Below are 25,891 nucleotides of genomic sequence, written 5' to 3' on the forward strand. Positions count from 1 at the left end.
GTAAATTGAATAGGACTCAGTTAACAGATTAGCTATAGCAATCACTCTATTATCAGCGCTGAATCAATTTTTTAGGCTGTAATCGACCATTAAGGCTAACGGCCCCTAATCCAAGAAATGCTCCTTGCTCACTTAGCAAGCGTATATCAACAGGTAGCTCGTGCTCTAAAGGCTGCGAGATATCAATGCTGCCTTCATTACAAATATCAGAACCAACAGTACTAGTTTCTGCTTCACTGGCATTGGATATTTGATAAGCAGCATTGCTTGCAACATAATCTCTAAGCTTACCTGTCAAGCTATCGGATACGTTTAAGCGCTGTCCCATATGTACGCGCGCGCATTGTTCTTCAGTCAATATCAATTCAGCGTCGATATCAATGCACGCATCGACAGGCAATAACTGAGAGTGTCGGCTATCTAAGTCTTTCTCTTCTAAAGTCGATAGGGCAATAGACTCATCAATACTAAAATTACCGACTTGCGTGCGACGCAATGCCGTTAAATGTCCAAGCGTACCCAATGTTTTCGCGATATCCTCTGCTAACACACGTACGTAAGTCCCTTTGGTACAAGTGACTGTCAAACGAATCTGTATATCGTCAATCGCATGCAGCTCGATAGCCTTAATAGTGATATCTCTCGGTGGCCTATCGATTTCAATACCAGCACGGGCATACTCATACAGTTTTTTGCCATCTTTTTTTAATGCTGAATACATCGGTGGTATCTGCTGCTGAGGGCCCAGAAACTGCTGTGCAATAGTAACCAATGAAGCATCATCAAATGTTGGAATAGATGATTGTGCCACCACTTGACCGTCTGCATCACCCGTATCGGTTTGACTACCCAGCAAAATCGTTGCTTGGTAGGACTTGTCAGCATCCAGTTGATAATGACTAAACTTGGTCGCTTCCCCTAGGCAAATCGGCAGTAAACCAGTTGCCATCGGATCAAGCGTACCAGTATGACCAGCCTTTTTGCTATCGTGTATCGGTGACTTAAACAAATACTTCACTTTTGACACAACTTGCTGTGAAGTCATACCTTTGGGTTTGTCCACCAAGATAACCCCTGAAACTTTTATTTTTTCAGGTGCTTTGCTGGCTTTTTTGTTAGGTTGCTTAGACGCTATAGACATAATAATAACTTACTCGTCATTCTCGTTTTGCTCAGTTTTGGTGACGGCTTTGCTGATCAAGTCCATCATGTAGTTACCGCGAGCAGTCACTTCATCATAGTGAAAGCGTAGACGCGGCGTAGTACGTGTTTTTAGACTATGGCTCAACTCAGTACGCAAAAACCCTGCGGCTTTATTCAGTACTTTGACGCTTTCTTCGTGATTGGTCTTAGTCATGGCATCATTGAGCTCAGGCTCCATGATAGTGACATAGATATCTGCATAACCTAAATCTGGGCTAACTTTGACACTGGAGATTGTGACAAAACCTGTCAGACGAGGATCATTGACTTCATCACGAATAAGAACAGCAAGCTCACGCTGGATCTGATCGGATAAGCGTTGTAGACGTTGGTTCATGTTGTTACCTTACTTTAATGGGCTTATTGTTATTAATATATAGAACTGTTTGCTAAAAAATGTAGTAATGATATTTGCTAAAAAAGGCCTAGCAGGGTGTACCTGATAGGCCTAAGTACAGCTGAATATCGACAGAGTATTTAGCATGCTCAGCACATTTGGCATATTGCATTGCTACATACTCTGCTATCGAACAGCGGCTTTAGATAGTACGGGCGAACTCTTGAATTTCAAAGACTTCGATCTTATCGCCAGCTTCGACATCATAGCCACGAACGGCCAGACCACATTCCATACCAGTACGTACTTCATTGACGTCTTCTTTATAGCGACGTAATGATTGCAATTGACTAGTAAAGATAACTTGGTCATCACGCAATACGCGGATAGGTTTGTTGCGATAGATTGTACCTTCAACCACCATACAACCAGCAGCCGCACCAAACTTACTAGAGCGGAATACTTCACGAACGTCTGCAACACCAAGGATTTTCTCACGATGTTCAGGAGCCAGCATACCGCTCATTGCAGATTTCACATCATCGATCAAACCATAGATGACACTATAGTAACGAATATCCATGTTAGCAGTATCTGCTTTACGGCGTGCGGTGGCATCTGCACGAACGTTAAAGCCTAACAATACCGCTTCGCTAGATTCTGCAAGTGTTACGTCAGACTCAGAGATAGGACCAACGCCTGAACTGATGACTCTGACTTTTACTTCATCAGTAGACAATTCATTTAGGGCAGCTAGTAGAGCTTCAAGTGAACCACGCACATCTGTTTTCAATACGATGTTCAAAAATGACACATCGCCTTGACCCATCTGATCGAACATGCTCTCTAGACGCATGGCGTTCTGACGTTCCAGTTGACGCTCACGCTCACGGTTGGTTCTAAAGTCCGCAACTTCGCGAGCTTTTTTCTCATCCGTCACAACTAGGAACTCGCTACCAGCAGCAGGTGTTTCAGGCAAGCCCAAAATCTCTACAGGAATAGACGGACCCGCCGACTTGATACGTTGGCCATGCTCGTCAGTTAGTGCACGAACTTTACCATAATGCTCACCAGCTAGAACCAAGTCGCCTTGTTTCAATGTACCTTTCTTAACTAGGACACTAACAACAGGACCACGACCCTTTTCAAGTCTTGATTCAATAACCACGCCTTGTGCAGCACCGTCTAGTGGCGCTTCTAGCTCCATTAGCTCAGCTTGTAAGCTAATAAACTCTAGTAAGTCGTCAATACCTTCACCAGTTTTGGCAGAGATACGTGCCATTGGTGTGTCACCGCCCCACTCTTCTGAGATGACTTCTTTCGTTGTCAATTCATTGAGAACACGGTCAGGATCAGCACTTGGCTTATCCATTTTATTAATAGCGACAATAATCGGCGTACCAGCAGCACGTGCATGATCAATCGCTTCTGCCGTTTGTGGCATCATGCCATCATCAGCTGCGACGACAAGTACAACAATATCAGTTGCCTGAGCACCGCGTGAACGCATCGCACTAAAGGCCGCGTGACCTGGGGTATCAAGGAAAGTAATAACACCGCGCTCGGTTTTTACGTGGTAAGCACCGATATGCTGAGTAATACCACCCGCTTCCCCATTCGCAACTTTCGTTTCACGAATTTTATCAAGCAGTGATGTCTTACCATGATCGACGTGACCCATGATCGTCACTACTGGCGGACGAGTTTGAACGTTACTGCTACGCTCATCAACGGCATCTTGTAGATCGTCTTCCACTTTAGTATCACTGACTGGTACTGGGTTATGACCCATCTCTTCAACCAGTAAACTTGCAGTTGCTTGATCAATCGTGTCTGATTCACGAGCCATTTCGCCCATTTTCATGAGTAGCTTAGTGACTTCGCGAGCTTTAACCGCCATACGCTGAGCAAGATCAGCAACTGTAATTTGCTCACTAATCTCAACATCATAGACGATTTTTTCGACTGGTTTTTCAAACTTATGCTGTGATGCTTGTGTTGAACGCAAACCATTTTTACGGTTTTTGATCTCACGCTCATCTTGATTCTTACGACGACGACCGCGAGTACCCGTGCTATTTGCACCACGTTTGATTTCGCGACGTTCTTTTTCAAATGATTCTTCTAATGCATCACCGACCAGACCTTCAGCCAATGGTTCATCTTTACGCACTTCAGTAACAGGCTCACGGTCAGTATATTTACCAGCCATTTTACGCATTTGCTCAAGTGTACGTTTTTGTGCTTCTTCAGCTTGAGTGCGGCGAGTCTCTAATTCGATTTCACGCAAACGCGCTTCTTCTTTCTCACGAGTCTCGCGAGCTTTACGCTCAGCAGCGGTTTCCACTTTAGGCTTCGTAGCAGCAACTTTTTTCTTTGGCTGCTCTTTAGGCTTAACTTCAACAGTGGCTTTGCTCGCTTTACCGCCTTTTTTAACGACAACTGAGGTAGAGACATCATCGTTTTTGTCGTCTGATTTTTTGCTAGAGCCTAGGCTTGCACGCATCGCTGCTAAAGTTGCTGCTTGACGCTCTTCCGCTTTTTTCTTAGTAGCGGCACGTTCTTCGGCTTCTTTCGCTGCACGTTCTTGAGACTCAATGAGAGCCTGCTCGCGCGCTGCTAGTTCTTCAGCCATTTTTTCTGGATCAGGCTTTTCGAATACTTTCTTTTTACGCACTTCAACATTGACGCTCTTAGATTTGCCCGAAGAGCCAGTCACACGCGCGGTACTAGTGGTCTTAGACTTCAGACTAATACGACGCTTTTCTTGTTGACCATGACTTTGTTTTAAATACGTCACCAGCTTTTCTTGCTCAAGCTCGGTGACTAAGTCATCCTCTGCGCGAGCAGGCAGGCCAGCATCTACTAATTGCTGCTTTACAGCACTTGTAGTTTTGCCTACCATTTCTGCCAGTTCTTTGACGGTCTTATCTGCCATTTATTATCACCTACTGTCTATTATTTGCTATATGTTCAATTCAGTTGTTGGCTACAAATGATTGGGTTAAGGCTGATATTTATAAATAGATATCAGCGCTTTATTCTCAATAGCATATCACCAAAAGACAGCGATATGCAGTTACCGCTTATTCATCGAACCAAGATTCCCGAGCTTTCATGATGAGTTTTCCTGCAGTTTCAGAGTCTAATCCTTCGATATCTTCTAGATCAAAGACGGCTTGTTCTGCCAAATCATCAACGGTAATAATGTCTTTTTGTGCCATTTTATAGGCCCAGCTGACTGTCATACCTTCAAGCTCTTGGAGCTCTTGACTTGGCTCTTTCATGTTCTGTTGTTTGACCAACTCGTCAGCGATGACGACATCTTTAGCACGTTCTTGAATCATATCGATTGCTTCATCATCTAAGCCTTCGATATCATAGAAGGTCTCAACTGGCACATAGGCGACTTCTTCGATACTGGTGAAACCAATATCAACCAATGCCTGTGCTAAGTCTTGATCAACTTCTAAGCGCTCATAAAATAATTCGATGAATGCTTTTGATTCGTTTTCTTGGCGCTGTTTGTACTCTTCTTCAAGCATCATATTTAGCTTATAACCAGTCAACTCAGAAGCTAAACGTACGTTTTGACCTTGAGAGCCAATAGCACGGGCCAACTGATCATTGGTGCTAAAAATAATATCTGCTGTTTGAGTGTCTTCATCTAAGATGATGCTACTGACATCAGCTGGCTCTAAAGAGCTGATGATGAACTGAGCAGGATCATCTGACCACACCACGACATCGATACGCTCACCATCTAGCTCTTGCTGTACTGCTTGGATACGTGTACCACGCATACCAATACAGGCACCGACTGGATCAATACGATGATCGTTGGTCTTCACGGCTATTTTAGCACGGGTGCCAGGCAAGCGAGCGACGTTACGAATTTCAATAATTTGTTCTGCGATCTCTGGTACTTCTTTTTGCATCAATGCTGATAGCATTTCAGAATGCGTGCGAGACAACAATAATTGTGCACCGCGGTTTTCACGGTTTACATGATATAAGATAGCGTTGATACGCGATTTTGCACGTAACTGCTCACGTGGCAACATTTGATCGCGTGACAAGTATCCTTCAGCATTGTCGCCCAAGTCAATAATATAGCCATCACGTGTCTGTTTCTTGACTTCGCCATACATCATTTCACCAACTCGTGGCTCAAAAGCGTCTGCAACAAGTGCGCGCTCAGCTTCACGGATTTTTTGGATGATGACCTGTTTTGCTTGAGTGGCTGCAATACGACCAAATTCAATCGATTCAATTTGTTCTTCTTTGATATCACCAATTGACCATTCTTCTTGATCAAGATCTGTGATAGCAAGCTGACAAGCAGGCATTTCATGATCTTCGTCTGCAACCACGGTCCAGTAACGATAAGTATCATAATCGCCAGTTGCGCGGTCGATGGCTACTCGCACAGCCACTTCTGGCTGCTCGGTATATACTTTTTTCTTGGTCGATACCACCAAAGCGTCTTCTATGGCTTCAAAGATATCTTCAGGATTTAAGCCCTTTTCATTACTGACAGTTTCTACTACCGTTAAGATTTCACGACTCATGCTATACCTGTCCTATCATTTTTTAATTGACTTAAATTTTATAATTTGGGTGTTGCTATTATATAGTTGCTATAAGCCACATAAGCTATTTGAAGATGACACTGCTAATCTATGAGCAGCTGCCTAACAATATATATTTAGGCATCATATATTTAGGCATCATATATTTAGGCATCTTCGTAAACTAAGTTGGCTTTATCGATATTACTTAATGCAATCTCAAACTGCTCACCATCGCTTGACGTCAGTTTTAAAGCGTTTTCATCGATACTATCTAATGTACCTGTTGCTTTGCGACGTTTTTGATCACCTGTGCCGATAGCTTGAATCAAACGCAAGCTTACTGTTTGACCAACATAGGCATGCATCTGCTCATCTGAGAAAAATGCACGGTCAAAACCAGGTGAAGACACTTCTAAAATATATTCACCAGCGATAGGATCATGGACTTCGAGAATACCGCTTACTTGATGGTTCACTGCGGCACAGTCTTCGATAGTGACGTGCTTATCTTGGGCTTGCTCTTCTGGCAATGCCTCAATATAAATACGCAATAAAGAGCGGCGGCCTTGTGGCGCAAATTCTATACCCCATAGCGACACATCGCAAGCGGCCACAGCAGGGGCAATAATATTAGTCAGTTCTGCAACTTTAGTCGAAAGCTTCATAATCTCTTTGTATTTTCCTATTCGCTTATCTATCGTATTTAGTAAACCGTATCAAAGCTTTGCTCTTTTCGTACTTATATATAGTAAGAATTACGGTCATTATATAATGGTAAACCACAAACATATAACAGGTGTTGTGCGTTTATATAGGGACGAGCCTAAAAAACATCAAGCTCAGCCAAACAATGCTTTTATTAGTTATAAAGCACTACTATCGATAAAAGCGTGAGGAATAAAAGATAGTGTTGCTTAAGGAGCATCGTGCCAGTGGCGGCCGATGATGACCAGTGACGAGTAATATCGTACTCTATAGACCTAGAGCTTAGCATAAGTAGGATAGATACCGCGATAACACTGACCTTCAGATACAAAAAAACCCACAAACGTTATGGTGGGTTAATCGGTACTGACAAATTTAGTGTACAAAACATCAGTATAAAAAGTGGTAGCGGGGGCTGGATTTGAACCAACGACCTTCGGGTTATGAGCCCGACGAGCTACCAGACTGCTCCACCCCGCATCAATCTAGAACGCATATTATAGGGAGATAATATAGAAGTGTCAACACTTTATTTAAAATAATTATAAATTAAGTGGTTGCTACTAAAAATCCAACCTGACGCTATGCTGCGTCTGTGAAACTTGGTGCGATTGGGGGGACTTGAACCCCCACAGCTTTCGCCACCACCCCCTCAAGATGGCGTGTCTACCATTCCACCACAATCGCATTTTGCTACTCTGTTTTCTAACTTCCTATCTACTATATATAATGCGTAAGGTAGGCATTAATAGATAAGGACTTGCGAAAACAGAAAAGCATTGTAAATGTAACCTACCAAAATAGCAAGCGCTGACTACTCAAAAGCCACTTATTCAGGATTTTGTGTCAATGGACGTGGCGTTTGCGGTACTGATACTGGTGCATCTAAACGAAATTGATCTTCTGCTTGCTTACGCGCATGAACAGCCAGCGTCATACTGGTAATAAAGAATATGACCGTCAATACTGCAGTCGCACGCGTCAAAAAGTTGGCGGTTCCCGCTGCACCAAATACCGTACCTGATGAGCCGGCACCAAAAGAAGCCCCAGCATCTGCCCCTTTACCATGCTGTATCAAAATCAAGCCGATCATGGCAATGGCCACGATAATATGCAGGGCTAATATAAACGTAAACATGGTGGCCTCTTTTGCCGCGTAATGACGACTGATAACGGAAAATAAAACGTAAAGTTAATAAAAATAATGACTAACATCTCATGATGCCAAATCGATTATATAAATAAGGCGCATTGTACACGATTGCAAGGGTACTGTTAAACCTACTTTTACCAACTGATAAAACCATACTACCTGTCAGCTATGATACTGATATCTGAGCATTATTTATTTGATTCAGCATTCGCTTGACTAAAAGCATCAGCGATCGCTAAGAAGCTATCTGCTTTCAATGAGGCCCCGCCAACCAAAGCACCATCAATCATAGCGTCAGCAGCAAAGCTATCGGCATTACCAGCATTAACGCTACCGCCATACAGTACGGTAATCGCACCTGCTATGTCAGCAAATCCCGCAACGGTTTGCTTGATATGCTGATGAGTCTTACTGACTTCTGCCACAGTCGGCACTTTACCTGTACCAATTGCCCAAACAGGTTCGTAAGCGACGAGTAGCTTTTCAGATAACGATGCTGCTAAATCTGGTTGCTGAGCAAGCATATCTTTAATCACTGAGAGTTGCTCATTGATAACGTCAAGTGTTTGGCCATTATCATACTGTTCTTGCGTTTCGCCGATACAGAACACCACGCCAAGATTCTGAGAAAACGCATGAGACAGTTTATTTATTAGACAGTCATGAGATTCTTTATGATACTGGCGACGCTCAGAGTGACCAAGTATCGTCCAAGTGGCTCCTGTATCTGCGACTTGCTGCGCTGAGCAGTCTCCGGTGTAAGCGCCTGTGCTTGCACTATGAGCGCTCACGTCTTGAGCAGCGCTGACTATTGAACTATTTGCTAAGCGTGCACTGACTGCGGCCAAATGGATACAGCTTGGTGCTACCATCAATTTGCATTGACTACTAGAGGTTGGCGTTTTAGCTTGATTTTTAGCATCAACCTTAGTCAGCAGGTCATCTAACAGCGCATCAACATCATGGCTAGTTGCTGGATTCTGTTTCCAATTACCGATCACCCAAGCTTGCATACTTATTTACCTTGTCTCATGTATTCGCGCCAATTCGGCTCATATGCGCGCCAGTATAACAAATAATTCGTAAGTGCTATAGTAGTGTGCTGCCAGAAGCAGCAGCGCTTTTCAATACCTATGTTCAAAAATGACAGCTAAAAGCAGAGATTTTGATGTATTGATTGTTTAATCATTTGTAGAAAGCCTTTAAACTAAAATCAAGTAAAGTCGTATATTGTGTTCAACAGAAATTAAATATTATTAAACGCTTTCTAAGTTATTACGAAAGAAGTAAAAATAACTTGCTGAATCAAAATACGTATCGATTACCGCAAATATATTAAAACATATATAGTAGTCTGTATTCTAAAGCGGTGTGCAAACCCTTTATCAAGGAGAGGTCATAATGTCTATTACAACCAGTAAATATGGTGGTCTGGCGCAGCAGCTCATCAGTGATGGTGTCGTTAGCGAAGCAAATATGAAAACGGCACAGATTGAGTCGCAGCAGCAGCAAATAGGATTGGTGCCGTACCTTGTAGACAATAAACTGGCTGATTCTTATCACCTTGCCCAAATGTTATCACAAGCCTTTGGCGATCCCTTGTTCGATCTTGATGCGCTCAGCACTGATGTCATTCCAAAGGATTTAGTCGATGAGAAAATCGTCCGTAAGTTTAATGCATTGCCACTATTTAAGCGCGGACAACGCTTATTTGTAGCGCTCAGTGATCCAACTCGTGTTGATGCTATTGATGCCATTGCCTTTAATTCTCGCTTATCTATTGAAACGATTGTTGTTGAAGAAAACAAGCTAAAAAAGCGTATCGAAAGCGTTTACGCTGATACGATGCAGAGCTTTGACAGCTTCTCCAACAGTGATTTAAATGTTGATTTTGATGATGGCCAAGAAGAAGAGAACGAAACCAAGCTTAGTGATGGTATCGATGAAGCGCCTGTCGTAAAATTCGTCAATAAAATGCTGGTCGATGCCATTCGCATGGGTGCCTCCGATTTACATTTTGAACCTTACGAAAAATCTTTCCGAGTACGTTTTCGTGTTGATGGCGTGATGGAAAAGATAGCCAATCCGCCAGTCCAACTGGCCAACAAAATCGCAGCTCGCTTAAAAGTCATGTCACAGATGGATATCTCAGAGCGCCGAGTACCGCAAGATGGACGTATCAAGCTCAAAATCTCTAAAACTAAAGCCATTGACTTCCGTGTGAACTCGTTACCAACTTTGTTCGGTGAAAAAATTGTTTTGCGTATCTTAGATCCTTCATCAGCGATGCTTGGCATTGATGCATTAGGTTATGAACCTGATCAGCAGGAGATGTTTTTAGAGGCACTGCACAAGCCGCAAGGTATGCTGCTAATTACTGGTCCCACTGGTTCTGGTAAGACAGTCTCTCTTTATACGGGTATCAATATCTTAAACACTGGTGCCACCAACATCTCAACCGCCGAAGACCCTGTGGAGATTAACCTTGAGGGTATCAATCAGGTCAATGTTAACGCTAAAGTGGGTCTAACCTTTGCTAATGCGCTCAAGTCTTTTTTGCGTCAAGATCCTGATATTGTCATGGTTGGTGAGATTCGTGACTTGGAGACTGCCGAGATCGCTATTAAAGCGGCACAAACAGGACACATGGTACTCTCGACCTTACATACCAACTCAGCACCCGAGACGTTGACGCGTTTGCGTAATATGGGTGTGGCTTCTTTTAACATTGCAACGTCAGTCAACTTAGTCATTGCCCAACGTTTGGCGCGGCGGTTATGCAAAAACTGTAAGAAACCGATTAATATTCCACGGCAAAGCCTACTAGAGATCGGCTTTACTGATACAGACTTGGACAATTCAGACAATGTAATTTATGAGCCAGTAGGCTGCAATGAATGCCGTGAAGGTTATAAAGGTCGTGTGGGTATTTATGAGGTGATGAAGGTCAGCCCCGACATCTCACGTATCATTATGGAAGATGGCAATGCCATAGATATCAAAGATGCGGCGCTCAAAAACGGTTTTCGAGATCTGCGCCGTTCTGGGGTTTTAAAAGTTCTACAAGGTGTCACCAGTATTCAAGAAATGATGCGTGTTACTTCTGAATAAACCGTATAAATATTAAGCCGTATATGAAACTGTTAATCTTCTAGTATTTTGCTTTCTGAAAACTCCAAAATTAGAAATATTATCTAATAGATATATCTAAAAATAAAACAGATAGGCACTGGTTTTTTGCGCTAAAATAAAGTATGCCAGCCAATGATTTTGTCTGGTATCCTGCTTTATGTTTGCAATATCTATATTAGGCAATTTCGAGGGTAGTAATATGGCAAAAGCTAAGACTGACATGCTGTTGGACTTTGTCTATGATGGCGTGAACCGACGCGGGCAAAAGGTGAAAGGTGAAACCACTAGTCGTAGCTTAGAGTTAGCCAAAGCAACTTTACGCAAGCAAGGGATCACGGTTAAAGGTATTAAAAAGAAACCAAAACCGCTCTATACCTTCAAAAAATCCATCAAAGCCATTGATATTGCGATTTTTGCTCGGCAGTTGGCAACAATGATGAAAGCAGGTGTACCACTGACTCAGTCCTTTGAAATTGTGGCAGATTCGCTTGATAACCCAAGTATGAAGGACTTGGTGCTACAAATCAAAGCCGATATCGAAGCAGGTGGTACCTTTGCTTCCGCTTTGCGCAAACACCCTCGTTACTTTGATGATCTATTCTGCTCACTCGTCGAATCTGGCGAACAATCTGGTGCGCTAGAGACGATGCTCGAGCGTGTAGCGACTTACAAAGAAAAAAGCGAACTACTCAAAGCAAAGATTAAGAAAGCCATGAAATATCCCATTGCTGTTATCGTGGTGGCTATTATTGTTACTATGATTCTATTAATAAAAGTGGTTCCTGTGTTCTCGGACTTATTTAGTTCATTTGGTGCAGAGCTGCCTGCCTTTACACAAATGGTAGTGGGTATGTCTGAATGGATGCAGTCTTGGTGGTTTATTTTAATTATCTTGATCGGTGGGGCGATTGTTGGTTTTTCAGAAGCCAAAAAACGCTCAAAAAAATTCCGTGACTTTTTAGACCGTGCGGTATTAAAAGCGCCAATTTTTGGCAATATTGCTTATCAAGCAATTATTGCGCGTTTCGCTCGTACCCTATCTACAACTTTTGCCGCTGGTGTACCTCTCATTGATGCGCTAGATTCTACTGCTGGTGCGACCAACAATGTCGTGTTTTACAATGCCACTCAGCAAATTAAAAACGATGTCTCGACTGGTCAGCAGCTACAGTTCTCAATACGCTCAACCAACTTATTCCCAAGCATGGTCATTCAAATGGTCGGTATCGGTGAAGAGTCTGGTAGCTTGGAAGAAATGCTAGATAAAGTCGCTGTCTATTACGAGAATGAGGTCGACAACGCCGTTGATGGTTTGACCAGCTTAATGGAACCTATGATCATGGCAGTATTGGGTGTATTGGTTGGTGGCTTAGTCATTGCAATGTACTTACCAATCTTCCAAATGGGCTCAGTAGTAGGATAATGATTTGATGCAATTTATAGCGTTACTACAAGAAAATATAACTTTAGCCTTGGTCGTATTTGGTTTATTAGGTCTTTGTATTGGCAGTTTTTTAAATGTTGTGATTCATCGTATACCGCTGATGATGATTTATGGTTGGCGACAAGAATGTAGCCAATTTATGATTGAACAGGCAGATATGCCACGCGAGCATACGCTACCCATAGCGAATATCGTAGCTGCTGACCAACCTATTACTTTGAGTCGACCTGCCTCACGCTGCCCCCATTGCGCCCATAAGATTAAATGGTATGAAAACATACCCTTAATCAGCTGGCTGGCATTAAGAGGGCGCTGCTCAAACTGCAAAGCTGCGATTGGTCTGCGTTATCCTGTAGTTGAACTAGTAACCGCCTTACTATCGGTGCTCGTGATCTACAAATTCGGCGTCAATGCAACTGGATTGTCAGCGCTCGTTTTAGTGTGGACACTAGTGGCTCTAACCGGTATTGATTTTGATACGCAGCTATTACCCGATCGCCTAACTTTTCCACTAGCAGGTCTAGGATTGACGGTCAACTCACAAGGCTGGTTTGTCTCACCAACGCAGTCGATATGGGGATTACTCTTTGGATTTTTATCACTATGGATCGTCGTCAAAGTATTCTATTTAATCACTAAGAAACATGGGATGGGACAAGGTGATTTTAAATTATTAGCAGTATTAGGTGCTTGGCTCGGACCCATGATGTTGCCATTAATTATTTTATTATCATCCTTGCTTGGTTCAATCGTCGGGATAATCTTGATGAAAAAACAAGGTGAGAGCAGGCCTTTTGCCTTTGGTCCTTACATTGCTATCGCAGGCATTGTTGCTTTGTTATACGGCTCAGATATCGTCAGCTGGTATCTTGGTATGTATACTTACTAAGTCTTGATAGTAAGTTTTTTACCCTAATCTATAAGCACAATTATTAATAAGCAATTTCTTTACTGGTCACTGCTTTTACTATCTCTGTCAAATAAGCCATCATTATGTCAAATAAAGCCGCACAATCTTATTCGCGTCAATCACAAAGTCTACAGACAAAAAACAAGACACTCGTCGTTGGTTTAACAGGCGGGATCGGTAGTGGCAAATCCGCTGCTAGTACTTGGTTTGCTGAGCAAGGGATCGATATTATCGATGCCGATGTGATTGCTCATGAGATCGTTACTAAAGGCAGCGATACGCTGCGCAAAATCCAAAAAAGATTCGGTGATTGGGTATTAAATAGTGATGGGTCAATGGATAGAGCCGCTGTACGCACGCATGTATTTGCAAACCCTGAAGCGCTTATTGAGCTTGAGGCGATCACGCATCCAGCGATACGTGAGACAGCGAAAGCACAGTTAGAGTCTAGTACCTCACCTTATGTGGTATTGTCCGCACCTCTACTCATTGAGGGAGCTGAAGCGGGTCTTGCCAATTTATGCCAACGTATCCTTGTGATGGATGCCACCGAAGACACGCAACTTGCGCGTGCCAGTCAGCGTGATGATCAAAGTATTCAAAAAATCAAAGCCATTATGACCAACCAACTCAGTCGTGAAGAGCGCAATCGTCATGCAGATGATGTCATACTCAACGAGAGCGACCTTGCCTCTCTATACTCACAGCTAGAACCCTTACACCAAGAGTACCTTACGCTTGCCCAGCAGCTAAAGTTCGCTGGCGATTAACCTCATATAGAGCCATACCAGTAGCGACGCTTACGTTTAGGCTTTGTAGGTTACCGTGCTCGTTTCCTGACATCGGAATATAGACCAGCTCATCGCAGCTCTCCATTGTCAGGCGACGCATCCCTTCTCCTTCTGACCCCATAATGATGGCGGTTTTACCAGTCAGATCAGCGGCGTGTATAGGCTTAGCATCGGCATTGAGTGCTGTACCAAACACAAATACTCCTGCGTTTTTGATTTGCGAAAGTGTACGTGCCAAATTGGTGACACTAATAATCGGCATCATTTCTGCGGCACCAACGGATACTTTAGCGACTGTGGGCGTCAGACTTGCTGCATGATGCTTCGGACAAACCACGGCATCCACACCCATTGCTACGGCTGTACGCAAGCAAGCGCCAAAGTTATGTGCGTCTGTGATTTGATCTAACACTAATAATAAGCACTGTTCGCGACCAATAATGGTATCAAGTAGACCTTCATCAGCAAAACCTAGCGGACGAGCATTGAGTACCACGCCTTGATGCTGCGGGCTACCACATAGCTGTGTCAGCTTATCTTTTTGGGTCGGCTGGATACTGATACCATTAGCTTCCGCCTCAGCCATAATGGCTTGTACATGGCTGTCACTCTCGCGTCCCTGTTGCACAAACAAGCTAAGACCATCCAAAGGGCGGTGTTTAAGTAACGCATCAATGGCATGAATGCCGTAAAAATAAATGGGTTTTGCCATAATAGGCCTATTAAATATCAGGTGGATATCGCGCTAAGCGATGGAATAAGAAGAATATTATCGACGTTGAGTACTGCAACTCGTTGCCAATAAGGGAGCGATTAAGTCAGCACTAAAAACAGAAATAAACAATATCAATCTGATATTGTTTATTGTTTGGTCATTAATATTTGATGGCGTTAGCTGTTCACTGATGGTACTAGCTTAACCACGCCCAATTTGAACTTAATCGCATTGTTGATAATATCAACCTTCTAAATGGCAGACATACTGGACGATTTCTTCGGTACGTAGATTGAAACCGCTATTGCCTTCGACGACAAACGACTGACCAGCACGGTAGTAGCTGAACTCGTCATCACCATTGATTTTCACTTCACACTCGCCGCCGGTTATTTCGATACGCTCGGATGTATTGGTGCTAAAGTGATAATGCTCAACCAAGTTATCACAAGGTAAGATCACGCCCAAGGTTTTATGACGACCGTCTTCAAACATAATGGTATGGCTGGAACAGCGACCATCATAAGATACTGTCGCTTGGGCATTAACTGTTACGTTAGTAAATTGCGCCGCTGTCATAGTGGCTTCCTTATCAAATAATTATGGTAAAACTAAAAAATAAGTAACTGGTTACCGCTAGAGCTGCATCATCGACACACCTCTCTGCACTAAGTACGGTATCCTTCTCTACTAGATATCTGCGTGCTAAGAGTAGCCACAGGTTCTATGAAAACGCTTTGGAATAATGATTGATTGGCATACTCTTCTCACTATACGCCTGTAATTTTACAAAATCATGACTCGTTGTCATGCACCGTATTTCATCAATATAACAAGAAGAGTTTATCATTATGTGAGATTATGCTACCACATTATCTCTATAAAGTTTGTTAAAGCGACTAGGAAAATACTGTTTAATGCTGAGCTCAAATGGACTTATTTATCTGCTTTTGTACCATTAACGCATCGTGATACTGAATCTATTTTTATGAATTTTGTCCGAAATCGCGCTTAGTATATAGACATGGTTTTGCTATAATCAACCCTCTTAATGATTGATATTACAGCGATTACTCATTGCCAGTTTTTGATGATTTTGTGGTAATCTTCCAACCACGAATTCGATTATACACTCCCTTAACGTTTGTATTTAAGCACATTTAGCACCATACTGTTTGCCTACAATATTTATCTATTTAGTGTCGTTAAATAGATAAATTCATTTCTTTATTTACCTTATTTTATAGATGGCTTCTTAATATTTATACGAAGTTCATTGTCTGTCATGAGAGGCGTTGATGCTAGTATCATTAACTTTACATCAGTTTGCGTTGATCGCTCAGCATGAGCTGAGTGTCGCTGAAGGCTTCAATGTCATCACTGGTGAAACAGGGGCTGGCAAGTCGTTATTGCTAGATGCCCTATCCTTGTGTGTCGGCGCACGCGCAGACAGCGCGATGGTCAGACATGGCGCAGAAAATGCAGACATTTATGCTCAGTTTGATGTAGACAACAACAACGTCATTGTCGAATGGTTTGCCAAAAACGATCGGGCGCTAGACGAGCCTGAAGTACTTATTCGGCGGCAGCTGAGCAATACTGGTCGCTCAAAAGCATGGTTGAATGGTTCGCCCGCCAGTTTGGCTGAGCTAAAAAGCTTGGGCGCATTACTGGTCAATATTCATAGCCAACATGCTCAGCAAGCCTTACTTAAGCCGCAATTTGTGGTGAATTGGCTCGATGAGATGGCACAAATAACGCCGCTCGCGCGTCAGACAGCCAGTAGCTATCAGCAGTATCAGCAGCTAAAGCGTCGCGCTGATGATATTGCAAGTCGCGAGGCTCAGCGTCAAGACCGTATTCAACTTTTACAAAGCCAACTAGCAGACATCACCCCTCTATTGGCCGTGGACTATGCAGAAGTTGAATCTGAGCACGAAGAGCTCTCTAATATTGAAGCCTTAATGCAAGAGGCCAGCCATGGCTTGCATCTGCTCGACAATGATACTGATGAGCCAGATGTGATGACCTTGCTCGGGCAAGCAATCAAACTTTGCGATCATCAAGTTGGTGTCAGCCAAACCTTTGAGCAAGCCTCTGAGCAGCTACATTTGGCACAGCAACAAATCACCGAGGTGACGGCGCTACTGTCAGATTATGCCGAGCAGCAACTACCTGACCCTGAGCGCTTGCAAGCACTAGACAATCTTATCAGTTTGGGTCATCGCTTATCACGTAAGCACAACTTGCCAGCGAGCGATTTGATTGATGAAGCAAAAGCGTGGCAAGAGCAATTAGAGCAGTTAGAAAACGAGCCGAGCAGTGATGCGATGGCCGCACAAATTGAGCAAGCTTGGCAGAATTATCTAGCACTGGCCACCCAGCTAAATCAAGAGCGTACAAAAGCGGCACCAACCATTAGCAAACAGCTTATCGAGCAACTACAACCGCTTGCGCTACCCAATGCGCGCTGCGAGTTTGTTTTTACCAAAAAGACAGAGTCTAGCCAGTACAATGCACACGGCTGCTACGATATTGATTTATTATTCAGTGCCAATGTCGGTATGCCCATGCAGCCACTACATAAAATCGCCTCAGGTGGTGAGCTGTCACGAATGGCGTTGGTCATGCAAGTCTTGCAGGCAACTAACGCTGATAACAATGCCGCCAAGCCTATGTTGGTATTTGATGAAGTCGATGTCGGTATCAGTGGCGGTACTGCGCAAGTGGTTGGCGAGTTGCTACGCGCGCTTGGGCAAACGCAGCAATTGCTCGCGATCACTCACCAAGCACAAGTCGCGGCGCAAGCGCACCAGCACATCCTGGTACAAAAGCACCATCAAGAACAGACCGAAAGTGAGCTGATCATCCTGACCAACAGCGCGCAGGTAGATGAGCTGGCGCGTATGTCTGGTGGCGTTACGATCACTGATGTGACTCGCGATCATGCTCGTAGCTTGCTATCTGATGTCAAATAACATATTAATTGTCGTTAAATTATCCAGCACTATTAATCAAAAAAAGTACTTGTTAAATCTTTGTGGCTATCAATAGCAGTTGGCGTGAATCTTGCTTTTCTATTGGTTATCACCATATAGTGGTCTCTCACCCTTATTATTCGGTTGCGTTTGTTTCTATGTCTAAAACCAATTTGACCCATCATTTCTTAATTGCGGCACCAGAGCTGTCAGACCCAAGGTTTGAACAGGCACTCATTTATATTTGTCGCCATGACAATCACGGTGCACTAGGTCTAATGGTCAATCGTCCGTTAGAGCAGGCGCGAGTGGGTAAACTGCTAGAAGATTTGGATATTGAGGTGACCGATCCGCAAGTGATGGAAGATGTGGCTTTAGAAGGTGGCCCTATGTATCCTGAGGTGGGCTTTGTGCTGCATACAGGTCAGCCTGAATGGGCGTCTTCTTTTGCGATTTCAGAGAATGTCTGCATCACCACCAGCCAAGATATTCTAAAGCGTATCGCGGCAGGTCAAGGCGTCGGTCACTATCAACTGTGCTTGGGTCATGCCAGCTGGGGCAAAAAACAGTTAGACCAAGAACTGGGTAATGGTGATTGGCTCGTCTGCCCTGCTGATCTGACTTTATTGTTTGATACGCCGTTCGAAGAGCGCTGGCAAATCGCCGCTGACAAAATCGGCGTTAATTTTGACTATCTTAGCAGTGACATCGGTCATGCTTAATAGCACATGTTCTATGCATTGTGCTCTACGAATACAGATAAAGCCACAATAGATAAAGATATAAAGGATAGCCGTCACTATGGTGGATAGTACTTTTACAGTAGATAGCACAGAAGCTGCAGATCATGATCTTGATATAAATGGTATTGACAGTAATGAGTCTAATATCAACGGTCTTGGCGACTCTGAGCCAGAAATAAAGCCGCATCTTATCTTGGCGCTAGATTATGGTGTCAAAAAAATGGGCATGGCGCTCGGTAATAGCTTGACCCAAACCGCACGCGCTTTTGATATCTTGGCGATGAATAATGGTCAGCCAGACTGGGACAATCTCATCGGTATTATAAAAGTCTGGGGCGTGGCACAGGTCGTGGTCGGCCTGCCACTTAATATGGATGGTAGCAGCTCCATGCTCTCAAAACGCGCACATAAATTCGCGCGGCGTCTGGCTCATAGAATTATGGAGCAGCATCTACCAGTGACCGTATCATTATGTGATGAGCGTTTAACCTCTATCGAAGCAAGAGAAATCGCATGGGACAACGGCTGGATTAAGCATGAACGTGATCCGATTGATGATATCTCTGCTTGTATCCTGATGTCGACCTACTTTGCGGATCCAAATAGTAGTATCGCTATTGATGCGGTCAAAGCAGACTAATTAGGCAAAATAGGTAGAAGACACTGTTGTCTCTGTCGCACCATTTTGCTACATCGTACCTATTCACAGATAAATGACTGATTACTATGACCACTGCCCTAGACCAAGACTTGCACACTAAGTCGCAACATGGTTTTGCTCCGCTTGCTATTGCTCGTATTAGAGGCGCGCAGCGTGCAAATCAGATAGCGATCTATCTTATTTATGCGGCCATTTTGGCCTTTATAGTCTTTGGCACCATTGCCAGTATCAAGATGTTTCATGACAATCAGCTGCTGTATCAACTGTTTTACAACCTGCCCTATGCCTTGGTTGCGTTGACCATTCCCATTACGCTTTATGATGCTTTTGTGGTTTATCGTTATCGCTTAAATCAGCCATCGATGATTGCCATGAGTATTGGCGTATCGACCATCATATTGATCGGTGGCTTATTATTTGCCGATACGGCATGGTTAGGGCTGTCCTGTTGGCTTGGGGTGGCATTTTTATTCAAGGTCAGTTTTAAGCGTTTTTTTAACTTTTTAGACGTGGCAAATACTGACGAAGAGACAGCAGCAGTAGACGATCTAGACAGTACACCTCAGTAAGCGATTAAACAAACGATCCATTCTTAAACCTATCTACTTAGCTTTACGATAATGACTATGACTACTTCTATACCAGATACGACCATCGACCATCACCTAGATACGCAAGGGCTGATCTGTCCTGAGCCTGTCATGATGCTGCACCGAGTCATCCGCAAAGCAGATAGCGGTGAGGTGATTGAGATACTGGCCACTGATCCTGCTACCACGCGCGACATTCCAAATTTCTGTCGTCATCTGGGTCATGAGCTACTCAGTCAAGAGACACTGGCTGAAAATATCAACCTAGATGCTGACCCCGATGAAATCACTGTTGATAGTGATGACACCACGCCAGCAAGCGTGACGCTCTATCGTTATGTGGTGAAGAAAAAAAGTGGTTAATTTATATCTGACCTATATCCGAGCATCCTATGAGCCGTGATCGCGCCGTACAGCAAAGGCAGCCTAAAGCGCTGGCAGTCGATGATGAGCCGTCTTATATGACGGAATTTCGTCAAGCCATGCTAGCACGTGGTCTGGCAACGCGTACCCGTAATGCTTATGTGCGCGACTTGCGCTCTTGCGAGCTGACCAACCCAATCGCCCTGACCCGCTGGCAGCCTGATGATGTGCTGCACTGTCTCTCAATACTCGCTCAAGATAACAAAACCCCGCGCACGCAAGCGCGTATGCTCTCAAGCTTACGACAGTTCTACTTATGGATGATAGCGAGCAATCTGCGCGAGGATAATCCCTGCGAGCGTATCAAAAGTCCAAAGCTCGGACGCCCGTTACCAAAGGATTTAGCCGAGGCTGATGTCGATAATCTCCTTGCCGCACCTGATACCAGTATGGCGCTTGGATTGCGTGATAAAGCCATGCTAGAAGTGCTCTATGCCTGCGGTTTGCGCGTCAGTGAGCTGATTAATCTGTCACTTGAGCAAGTCAATCTAAACTCTGGCTGGCTACAAATCACAGGGAAAGGCAATAAAACCCGACTGGTGCCACTCGGTGAATACGCCAGCGATGCACTAGAAGATTATCTGTCGCATGGGCGCGGAGAATTGATCGCCCATCTAAAATCTGGCAACTGCCAAGCGGTGTTTTTGACTGCGCAAGGTGGTTATATGACGCGGCAGAATTTTTGGTATTTGCTTAAGAAATACGCTCAAATTGCTAGTATTGATAAGGAACTATCACCTCATACCTTACGTCATGCCTTTGCAACCCATTTGCTCAATCATGGCGCCGATCTGCGTAGTGTACAGCTGTTATTAGGGCACAGTGACTTGTCCACCACACAGATTTATACCCATGTAGCGACGGCAAGATTGCAGCAGTTACATGCCGCGCATCATCCGCGTGGATAGGCTTTTGGGTAGTGCAGTGAGCAGAATTGTCATTAAATATTGATTCATGATCGCCAGAGGAATACACCGTGTCGCAAGCTCAGCCATCTTCCAAGCCCACTCTCACCAAAGCGCAAGAGTTTGCGCTGAAAAAACTGACCATCATGGGTTATTTGGAAGGCACGTCTTTTCTGCTGCTCTTAGGTATCGCGATGCCACTCAAATATATGATGGATATGCCTGAAATGGTGAGCTATGTCGGGCCTGTGCATGGGGTGTTGTTCATCGCCTATATTGTGGTGCTCTTTATCACGGCGCATAAAATCAAAATGCCACTATGGGCGTTGCCTGCTGGTGTGCTTGGTTCATTTTTGCCCTTTGGGCCGTTTGTGTTTGATCATGTGTTAAAGAAGCATTTGGGGAAGTAATATTAAAATGATATTGGTCACGTAAACCTATACCTGTGTGGTAATGATTAGATTGTAAACATTATATGAAGGGCTTCATGCAGGGAATAAGATTTTGAATAAGAACAAAGCTAACAAATGCACTATTATTAAAAAATGAACTCTATCAAGAATGGATATCAAATATGAGTACGCAATTAATCAAGCATTTAGAAAACAAAGCAGCAGAAGATTCTAATACATCAATTCTACTCGCACAGTGGAGTTTTGACGAAAAATTAGTTAGCAAGTCATTAGAAAATATTGCTGGATATTTTCCACATTTTAGTAGTCATAACTCTTCTCATTCAAAGCAAATACTGATAAATATTGAAAGACTTTTAGGTGAAAACTTGAAATTACTCAGTGCTACTGATACATGGCTCATACTTGAATCGGCATATTGGCATGATATCGGTATGTTATTTGATGCCAAAGAGGCAGTTAAGGTAACAGAATCAGATGAATTTAAAGAGTTTGTAGAATCTTTAGCAAATGATAAGTCTACTGACCTATATGAGTTTGCATCTAATTATTTAAGTAAAGGTTGGAAAGTAGCCTTAAGTAATTATGATCATCCTCAAATAGGTATTGAACAATACCGACAGATGATAGCTGAGTGGTTTAGGAAACATCATCAAGAAAACTCTAAAAAAATCATTAGAGATCCTTTCAATGAATTAGGTATTAGTTCTCCAAGAACTGAAATTTTTCCAAATAGAATATACACTTATTTAGGTCAAATCTGTCTTGCTCATGGTACAAGCTTTCAGCGCGTTATGACAGAACTTCCTTTTAGACAAACTGGTTTGGGCACTGAAAGTTGTCATCCACGGTTTGTAGCATGTTTATTGCGTTTAGGAGATATATTTGATATCGATGATAATCGGTTTTGTCCTGTTATGGCAAAACAAGTTTATGACACCCCTTCAATAAGTCAGGCACACTTAGATAAACATAAGTCTATTAGAGAGTTTCAATTAGATAATCAAACTGTCAGTATTACAGCTGAGTGTAATAATGAAAGCGCCTATATCGAAACTCAGTTATGGTTTGGGTGGATAAAGGAAGAGCTTCAAGACCAGATGTCTCAATGGAAAAACATAGTCCCTCACAGAAAATTTGGGTTATTACCGACGGTTGAAAAACTAACTGTAGAAATGACAACCTCTAAAAAACTAATTAACGACAAGCCAATGAAGTTTAGCATTGATGAAAAAAATGCTATTGAATTATTACAAGGTAAGAATTTATATGATGATAAAACAAATATTTTTCGTGAACTCATTCAAAACGCAGTAGATGCGACTTTGCTTAGAGCATGGATTGAATATGGTGAACTAAGTGAATCTAAAACTATATTATCTCATATGCATCCATTTCATAAAACTGTTCAAGAGGTTCTTACTAGATACCCTATTAAGATTGATTTAGCAAAGGTATCGGACTGTAAAGATGAGAAGTTTAGTATTTGGGAGTTTTCAGTTTCTGATAAAGGTCTAGGAATAAGCCTTAAAGACTTAGAATATATGCAGCAAATAGCAGGTTCAAACCGTAATATTGAAAAACGTAGAATCATAACTACGATGCCCCTATGGATGAGACCATCAGGTGAATTTGGTATTGGAATGCATAGTGCATTCTTACTAATGGAAAGCCTTCCCGATATAGATAAAAAAATAATACTTGAAACAAAAAGCAAAAAAGATAATAAGGCATATAAAATAGAGCTAACATCACCATTGACTAAAAAAAATGGCTTTTGTTTTATTGAAGAGTTAGCAGATGATATGAGTAGAGATTATGGCACTAAGTTAACTGTTAAGGTGTCGCTATCGAAGCATAGCTATCACTTGAATGACTTCGGATTTGAGGTACATGATAGATTTGATAGGCTCAAAGGTTCTGTCTTCGACTATGTAAACGCTCATTATTACATGGAAAAAGTATCTAATTCCATTATAAGTCAAACACCTGCTGTTGTTACTTTAAGCGATAGATGGAATGAATTAGGAAGCAATAATAGACACACTGAACCTCGTATTTGGGATGAGAATAAGAATCTTTATATAGATATTCAATTACATCCGATTAATATATCGTTAACTGACTTACATGTCGATATGCAAGGCCTCTTCCGTGGACAGAAAGTAAGCTATATGAATATCAATTTTGTTCCAGGAACAATAGACTTTTACGGATTTAATGCTAAAGAAGCTTTACAAATTGATAGAAACAAATGGCAGCAACAGTTCTCACAAAAACTTATTGATGAAAACTATTTTAAAAACATATTTGAAGACTTAGTTGATAAACATACTGATCTAATTGAGAGTAAATTTAAGAATACAAAAGTTATTAGTGCTTATAACCGAATGTATGGATTCGAAGCTAAGAGTTATAAAGACGATAGCTCATGGAAGAAGCTGAAATTCTTCAATGAAGATAAAGCTATATTTGGAAAAAAACTACTCAATAAAAATACTTTTGAAAAATTACTTAATGTTAATAAGTTAGTTATAAAATTTGATCAAGTAGGTAGTGTTAGCAACCTTGCTAAGAACGGTTTAGAAATCGGAGATACAGAAATATTAACGAGCATATCTGGAAGCGATTTTTTTATAAAGCTATTTATTGATGAATGGTATGAAATGGGTGGGAGTCATGAGATTATCCGAGGTGAAAAGTATAATCAAATGAGCTTTACTAGAAACAAAAAGATTAACTTTGATAACTCACTATTATTATACTTAAAAGGAATTTTGAATGCAGACAACAAAAAGAGATTGTTTATTGTATCTGATAAAGTTAAAAAAATTGATGAATTGAAAAATTTTTCAGAATTAGCTTGTTATAGCGAGCTTCATAAAAACTATTTTGGGAAAGATGGCGAGTCTTCTAATAGCTCCCTATTAATTCCTTTCTTAGCTTTTGACAATGATAAATCAAAGGTTATTACAACTGAGTTCCTTGATGAAATTATTGATGCAGTATGGGAGAAGAAAAAGGAAACAAACAAAGAAATTAAGCGAGAGAGAATAGCGCAACTTTATACTAATCTAGTAGAAACGATAGATGAAAAAATGCAGAACAACAGTGAGTGGAGAGAAGCAAGAGAAAGAAGCAAAAACTTTAAAAGTTTTGATAGCTCTATGCTATCTAAGTATGATAAATAAACTTGTATTTGGTTACCTTTATTTTAAATCGTAAAATACGTCTTGCACCTTACTATCTATACGTAAAACTCATCCACTAAAATTTTAGTGAGAAACATATTCAACCTGAGTCGAACTAGGTTTTTTAGCCGTGACTGTCGCGATACCCTGTGCGTCTGAGCGGGTTGCGTCACTAGACTAAGGGCAGTATCACTAAGTATAATGCCATTAGTCAATAGTGACCGCCCCGCTTGGAGGTTTAGATACAGGCAGAAGGCGCGATTAGCTCCCCTTACAAATCCTCCCAATACAATTCCATGAATAGATAGCTGCAAACCTACCCTTTTCTCGTTACAATACCAATCACACGATGCGCACTGTCCTAATTGGACAACGCACCTCCTTTTAGCTATCTATTATCTGAGAATCCCATGAGCCATAGACCACCTGCCGACCTCCTCAAAAACGCCCAACACTGGCGCGAAGACATTAATTTTCGCCAAGACGTGCTGGGTAAGCCGTTTGATTTTGCGGCCACGTGGGGTATTTTTTCACCGCAAAAGCTCGATGATGGCAGTTTGATGCTGCTTGATTATGTAGATTTCCAAGACGATGATGATTCGATCGACTTGGGCTGTGGCTATGGTGTGCTTGGTATGACGGCAGCGCGTGAATGTCCAAATGGTCAGCATACGCTAATTGATAAAGACTTTATGGCGGTAGAATATGCACGCCGTAACTGTGAGAAAAACGGTCTAAACAATGTCGATGTGCATTTATCAAATGGCTTCAACCATGTCGCAAAAGACAAAGACTTTAGTTTGGTGATGTCGAACTTGCCCGCCAAAGTTGGTAAAGAGCAACATTATCTGTATTTCCTCGATGCTTATGCCCGCATGCGTAAAGGTGGACGTTTTTATGTGGTGACCATTAATGGCTTGCGCCAATTTATGAAGCGCTCGTTTACCGAAGTGTTTGGCAATAGCGAAAAGATCAAACAAGGTAAAACCTATACGATTACCATGGCGACCAAAGATTAGTCTT

The 25,891-nt window shown here is 42.4% G+C and carries 21 protein-coding genes, 2 tRNA genes and 1 pseudogene; 13 read left to right on the forward strand and 11 right to left on the reverse strand.

What is annotated here, in order from left to right; all coding sequences use genetic code 11:
• Positions 1-52: 52 nt before the first annotated feature.
• The 9 genes from truB to tpiA form a co-directional block, all read right to left on the reverse strand.
• Positions 53-1,141 carry a tRNA pseudouridine(55) synthase TruB gene (gene truB / locus QO189_RS04670; RefSeq protein WP_371531730.1) on the reverse strand — a complete coding sequence of 363 codons (1,089 nt, stop codon included), beginning with the start codon at positions 1,139-1,141 and terminating at the stop codon, positions 53-55.
• A gap of 9 nt (positions 1,142-1,150) precedes the next feature.
• Positions 1,151-1,540, reverse strand: coding sequence for a ribosome-binding factor A (locus QO189_RS04675; RefSeq protein WP_058023606.1), 390 nt, complete (start codon positions 1,538-1,540; stop codon positions 1,151-1,153).
• A 202-nt stretch (positions 1,541-1,742) separates the two neighbouring features.
• A complete protein-coding gene (gene infB, locus QO189_RS04680) occupies positions 1,743-4,478 on the reverse strand; it encodes a translation initiation factor IF-2 (RefSeq protein WP_371531731.1) in 2,736 nt (911 codons plus the stop codon).
• 148 nt (positions 4,479-4,626) lie between these two features.
• Positions 4,627-6,111 (reverse strand): transcription termination factor NusA, encoded by a 1,485-nt coding sequence (nusA, locus tag QO189_RS04685; protein ID WP_371531732.1) that lies wholly within the window; start codon positions 6,109-6,111, stop codon positions 4,627-4,629.
• Positions 6,112-6,278: 167 nt separating this feature from the next.
• Entirely contained in the window at positions 6,279-6,779 is a 501-nt protein-coding gene (gene rimP, locus QO189_RS04690) for a ribosome maturation factor RimP (RefSeq protein ID WP_371531733.1), read from the reverse strand.
• A 443-nt stretch (positions 6,780-7,222) separates the two neighbouring features.
• A tRNA-Met gene (locus QO189_RS04695) sits at positions 7,223-7,299 on the reverse strand.
• 123 nt (positions 7,300-7,422) lie between these two features.
• Positions 7,423-7,506, reverse strand: a tRNA-Leu gene (locus tag QO189_RS04700).
• Positions 7,507-7,648: 142 nt separating this feature from the next.
• Positions 7,649-7,957 (reverse strand): preprotein translocase subunit SecG, encoded by a 309-nt coding sequence (gene secG, locus QO189_RS04705; protein ID WP_371531734.1) that lies wholly within the window; start codon positions 7,955-7,957, stop codon positions 7,649-7,651.
• Positions 7,958-8,160: 203 nt separating this feature from the next.
• Entirely contained in the window at positions 8,161-8,985 is an 825-nt protein-coding gene (gene tpiA, locus QO189_RS04710; protein WP_371531735.1) for a triose-phosphate isomerase, read from the reverse strand.
• A gap of 388 nt (positions 8,986-9,373) precedes the next feature.
• Here tpiA and pilB point away from each other — a divergent pair, with 388 nt between their 5' ends.
• The 4 genes from pilB (at position 9,374) to coaE (ending at position 14,228) form a co-directional block, all read left to right on the forward strand.
• Entirely contained in the window at positions 9,374-11,083 is a 1,710-nt protein-coding gene (gene pilB / locus QO189_RS04715; protein WP_371531736.1) for a type IV-A pilus assembly ATPase PilB, read from the forward strand.
• Between the two features lie 220 nt (positions 11,084-11,303).
• Positions 11,304-12,527 (forward strand): type II secretion system F family protein, encoded by a 1,224-nt coding sequence (locus QO189_RS04720; RefSeq protein ID WP_371531737.1) that lies wholly within the window; start codon positions 11,304-11,306, stop codon positions 12,525-12,527.
• A gap of 7 nt (positions 12,528-12,534) precedes the next feature.
• Positions 12,535-13,437 carry an A24 family peptidase gene (locus QO189_RS04725; protein ID WP_371531793.1) on the forward strand — a complete coding sequence of 301 codons (903 nt, stop codon included), beginning with the start codon at positions 12,535-12,537 and terminating at the stop codon, positions 13,435-13,437.
• 104 nt (positions 13,438-13,541) lie between these two features.
• Positions 13,542-14,228 carry a dephospho-CoA kinase gene (coaE, locus tag QO189_RS04730; RefSeq protein WP_371531738.1) on the forward strand — a complete coding sequence of 229 codons (687 nt, stop codon included), beginning with the start codon at positions 13,542-13,544 and terminating at the stop codon, positions 14,226-14,228.
• Here the strand turns inward: coaE and rlmB are convergent.
• Together rlmB and QO189_RS04740 are read right to left on the reverse strand one after the other, a co-directional pair.
• The gene (rlmB, locus tag QO189_RS04735) at positions 14,191-14,961 is read right to left on the reverse strand and encodes a 23S rRNA (guanosine(2251)-2'-O)-methyltransferase RlmB (RefSeq protein WP_075105863.1); all 771 of its coding nucleotides are present in this window, start codon (positions 14,959-14,961) and stop codon (positions 14,191-14,193) included. The two genes, coaE and rlmB, sit on opposite strands and share 38 nt — an antisense overlap.
• A gap of 246 nt (positions 14,962-15,207) precedes the next feature.
• Positions 15,208-15,543 carry a pyrimidine/purine nucleoside phosphorylase gene (locus QO189_RS04740; RefSeq protein ID WP_058023616.1) on the reverse strand — a complete coding sequence of 112 codons (336 nt, stop codon included), beginning with the start codon at positions 15,541-15,543 and terminating at the stop codon, positions 15,208-15,210.
• A gap of 719 nt (positions 15,544-16,262) precedes the next feature.
• On the opposite strand from QO189_RS04740, the gene recN reads away from it, so the two are divergent.
• From recN to QO189_RS04785, 9 genes and pseudogenes are all read left to right on the forward strand, one after another.
• The gene (recN, locus tag QO189_RS04745; protein WP_371531739.1) at positions 16,263-17,942 is read left to right on the forward strand and encodes a DNA repair protein RecN; all 1,680 of its coding nucleotides are present in this window, start codon (positions 16,263-16,265) and stop codon (positions 17,940-17,942) included.
• A gap of 158 nt (positions 17,943-18,100) precedes the next feature.
• The gene (locus tag QO189_RS04750; RefSeq protein ID WP_058023618.1) at positions 18,101-18,664 is read left to right on the forward strand and encodes a YqgE/AlgH family protein; all 564 of its coding nucleotides are present in this window, start codon (positions 18,101-18,103) and stop codon (positions 18,662-18,664) included.
• A 79-nt stretch (positions 18,665-18,743) separates the two neighbouring features.
• Positions 18,744-19,325 (forward strand): Holliday junction resolvase RuvX, encoded by a 582-nt coding sequence (gene ruvX, locus QO189_RS04755; protein ID WP_371531740.1) that lies wholly within the window; start codon positions 18,744-18,746, stop codon positions 19,323-19,325.
• 86 nt (positions 19,326-19,411) lie between these two features.
• A complete protein-coding gene (locus tag QO189_RS04760) occupies positions 19,412-19,915 on the forward strand; it encodes a hypothetical protein (protein WP_238035941.1) in 504 nt (167 codons plus the stop codon).
• 57 nt (positions 19,916-19,972) lie between these two features.
• Positions 19,973-20,185, forward strand: a pseudogene (gene tusA / locus QO189_RS04765) (sulfurtransferase TusA); the annotation flags it as partial.
• Positions 20,186-20,328: 143 nt separating this feature from the next.
• A complete protein-coding gene (xerD, locus tag QO189_RS04770) occupies positions 20,329-21,267 on the forward strand; it encodes a site-specific tyrosine recombinase XerD (protein WP_371531741.1) in 939 nt (312 codons plus the stop codon).
• Positions 21,268-21,335: 68 nt separating this feature from the next.
• On the forward strand, positions 21,336-21,674 hold the full coding sequence (locus QO189_RS04775) for a DUF3817 domain-containing protein (protein ID WP_371531742.1): 339 nt from the start codon (positions 21,336-21,338) through the stop codon (positions 21,672-21,674).
• A 164-nt stretch (positions 21,675-21,838) separates the two neighbouring features.
• Positions 21,839-24,868 carry an ATP-binding protein gene (locus tag QO189_RS04780; protein ID WP_371531743.1) on the forward strand — a complete coding sequence of 1,010 codons (3,030 nt, stop codon included), beginning with the start codon at positions 21,839-21,841 and terminating at the stop codon, positions 24,866-24,868.
• A gap of 410 nt (positions 24,869-25,278) precedes the next feature.
• Positions 25,279-25,887, forward strand: a complete 609-nt coding sequence (locus tag QO189_RS04785; protein ID WP_371531744.1) for a class I SAM-dependent methyltransferase — start codon at positions 25,279-25,281, stop codon at positions 25,885-25,887.
• Positions 25,888-25,891 lie beyond the last annotated feature (4 nt).

This window comes from Psychrobacter sp. Arc29 (assembly GCF_041431175.1).
GTDB lineage: Bacteria > Pseudomonadota > Gammaproteobacteria > Pseudomonadales > Moraxellaceae > Psychrobacter.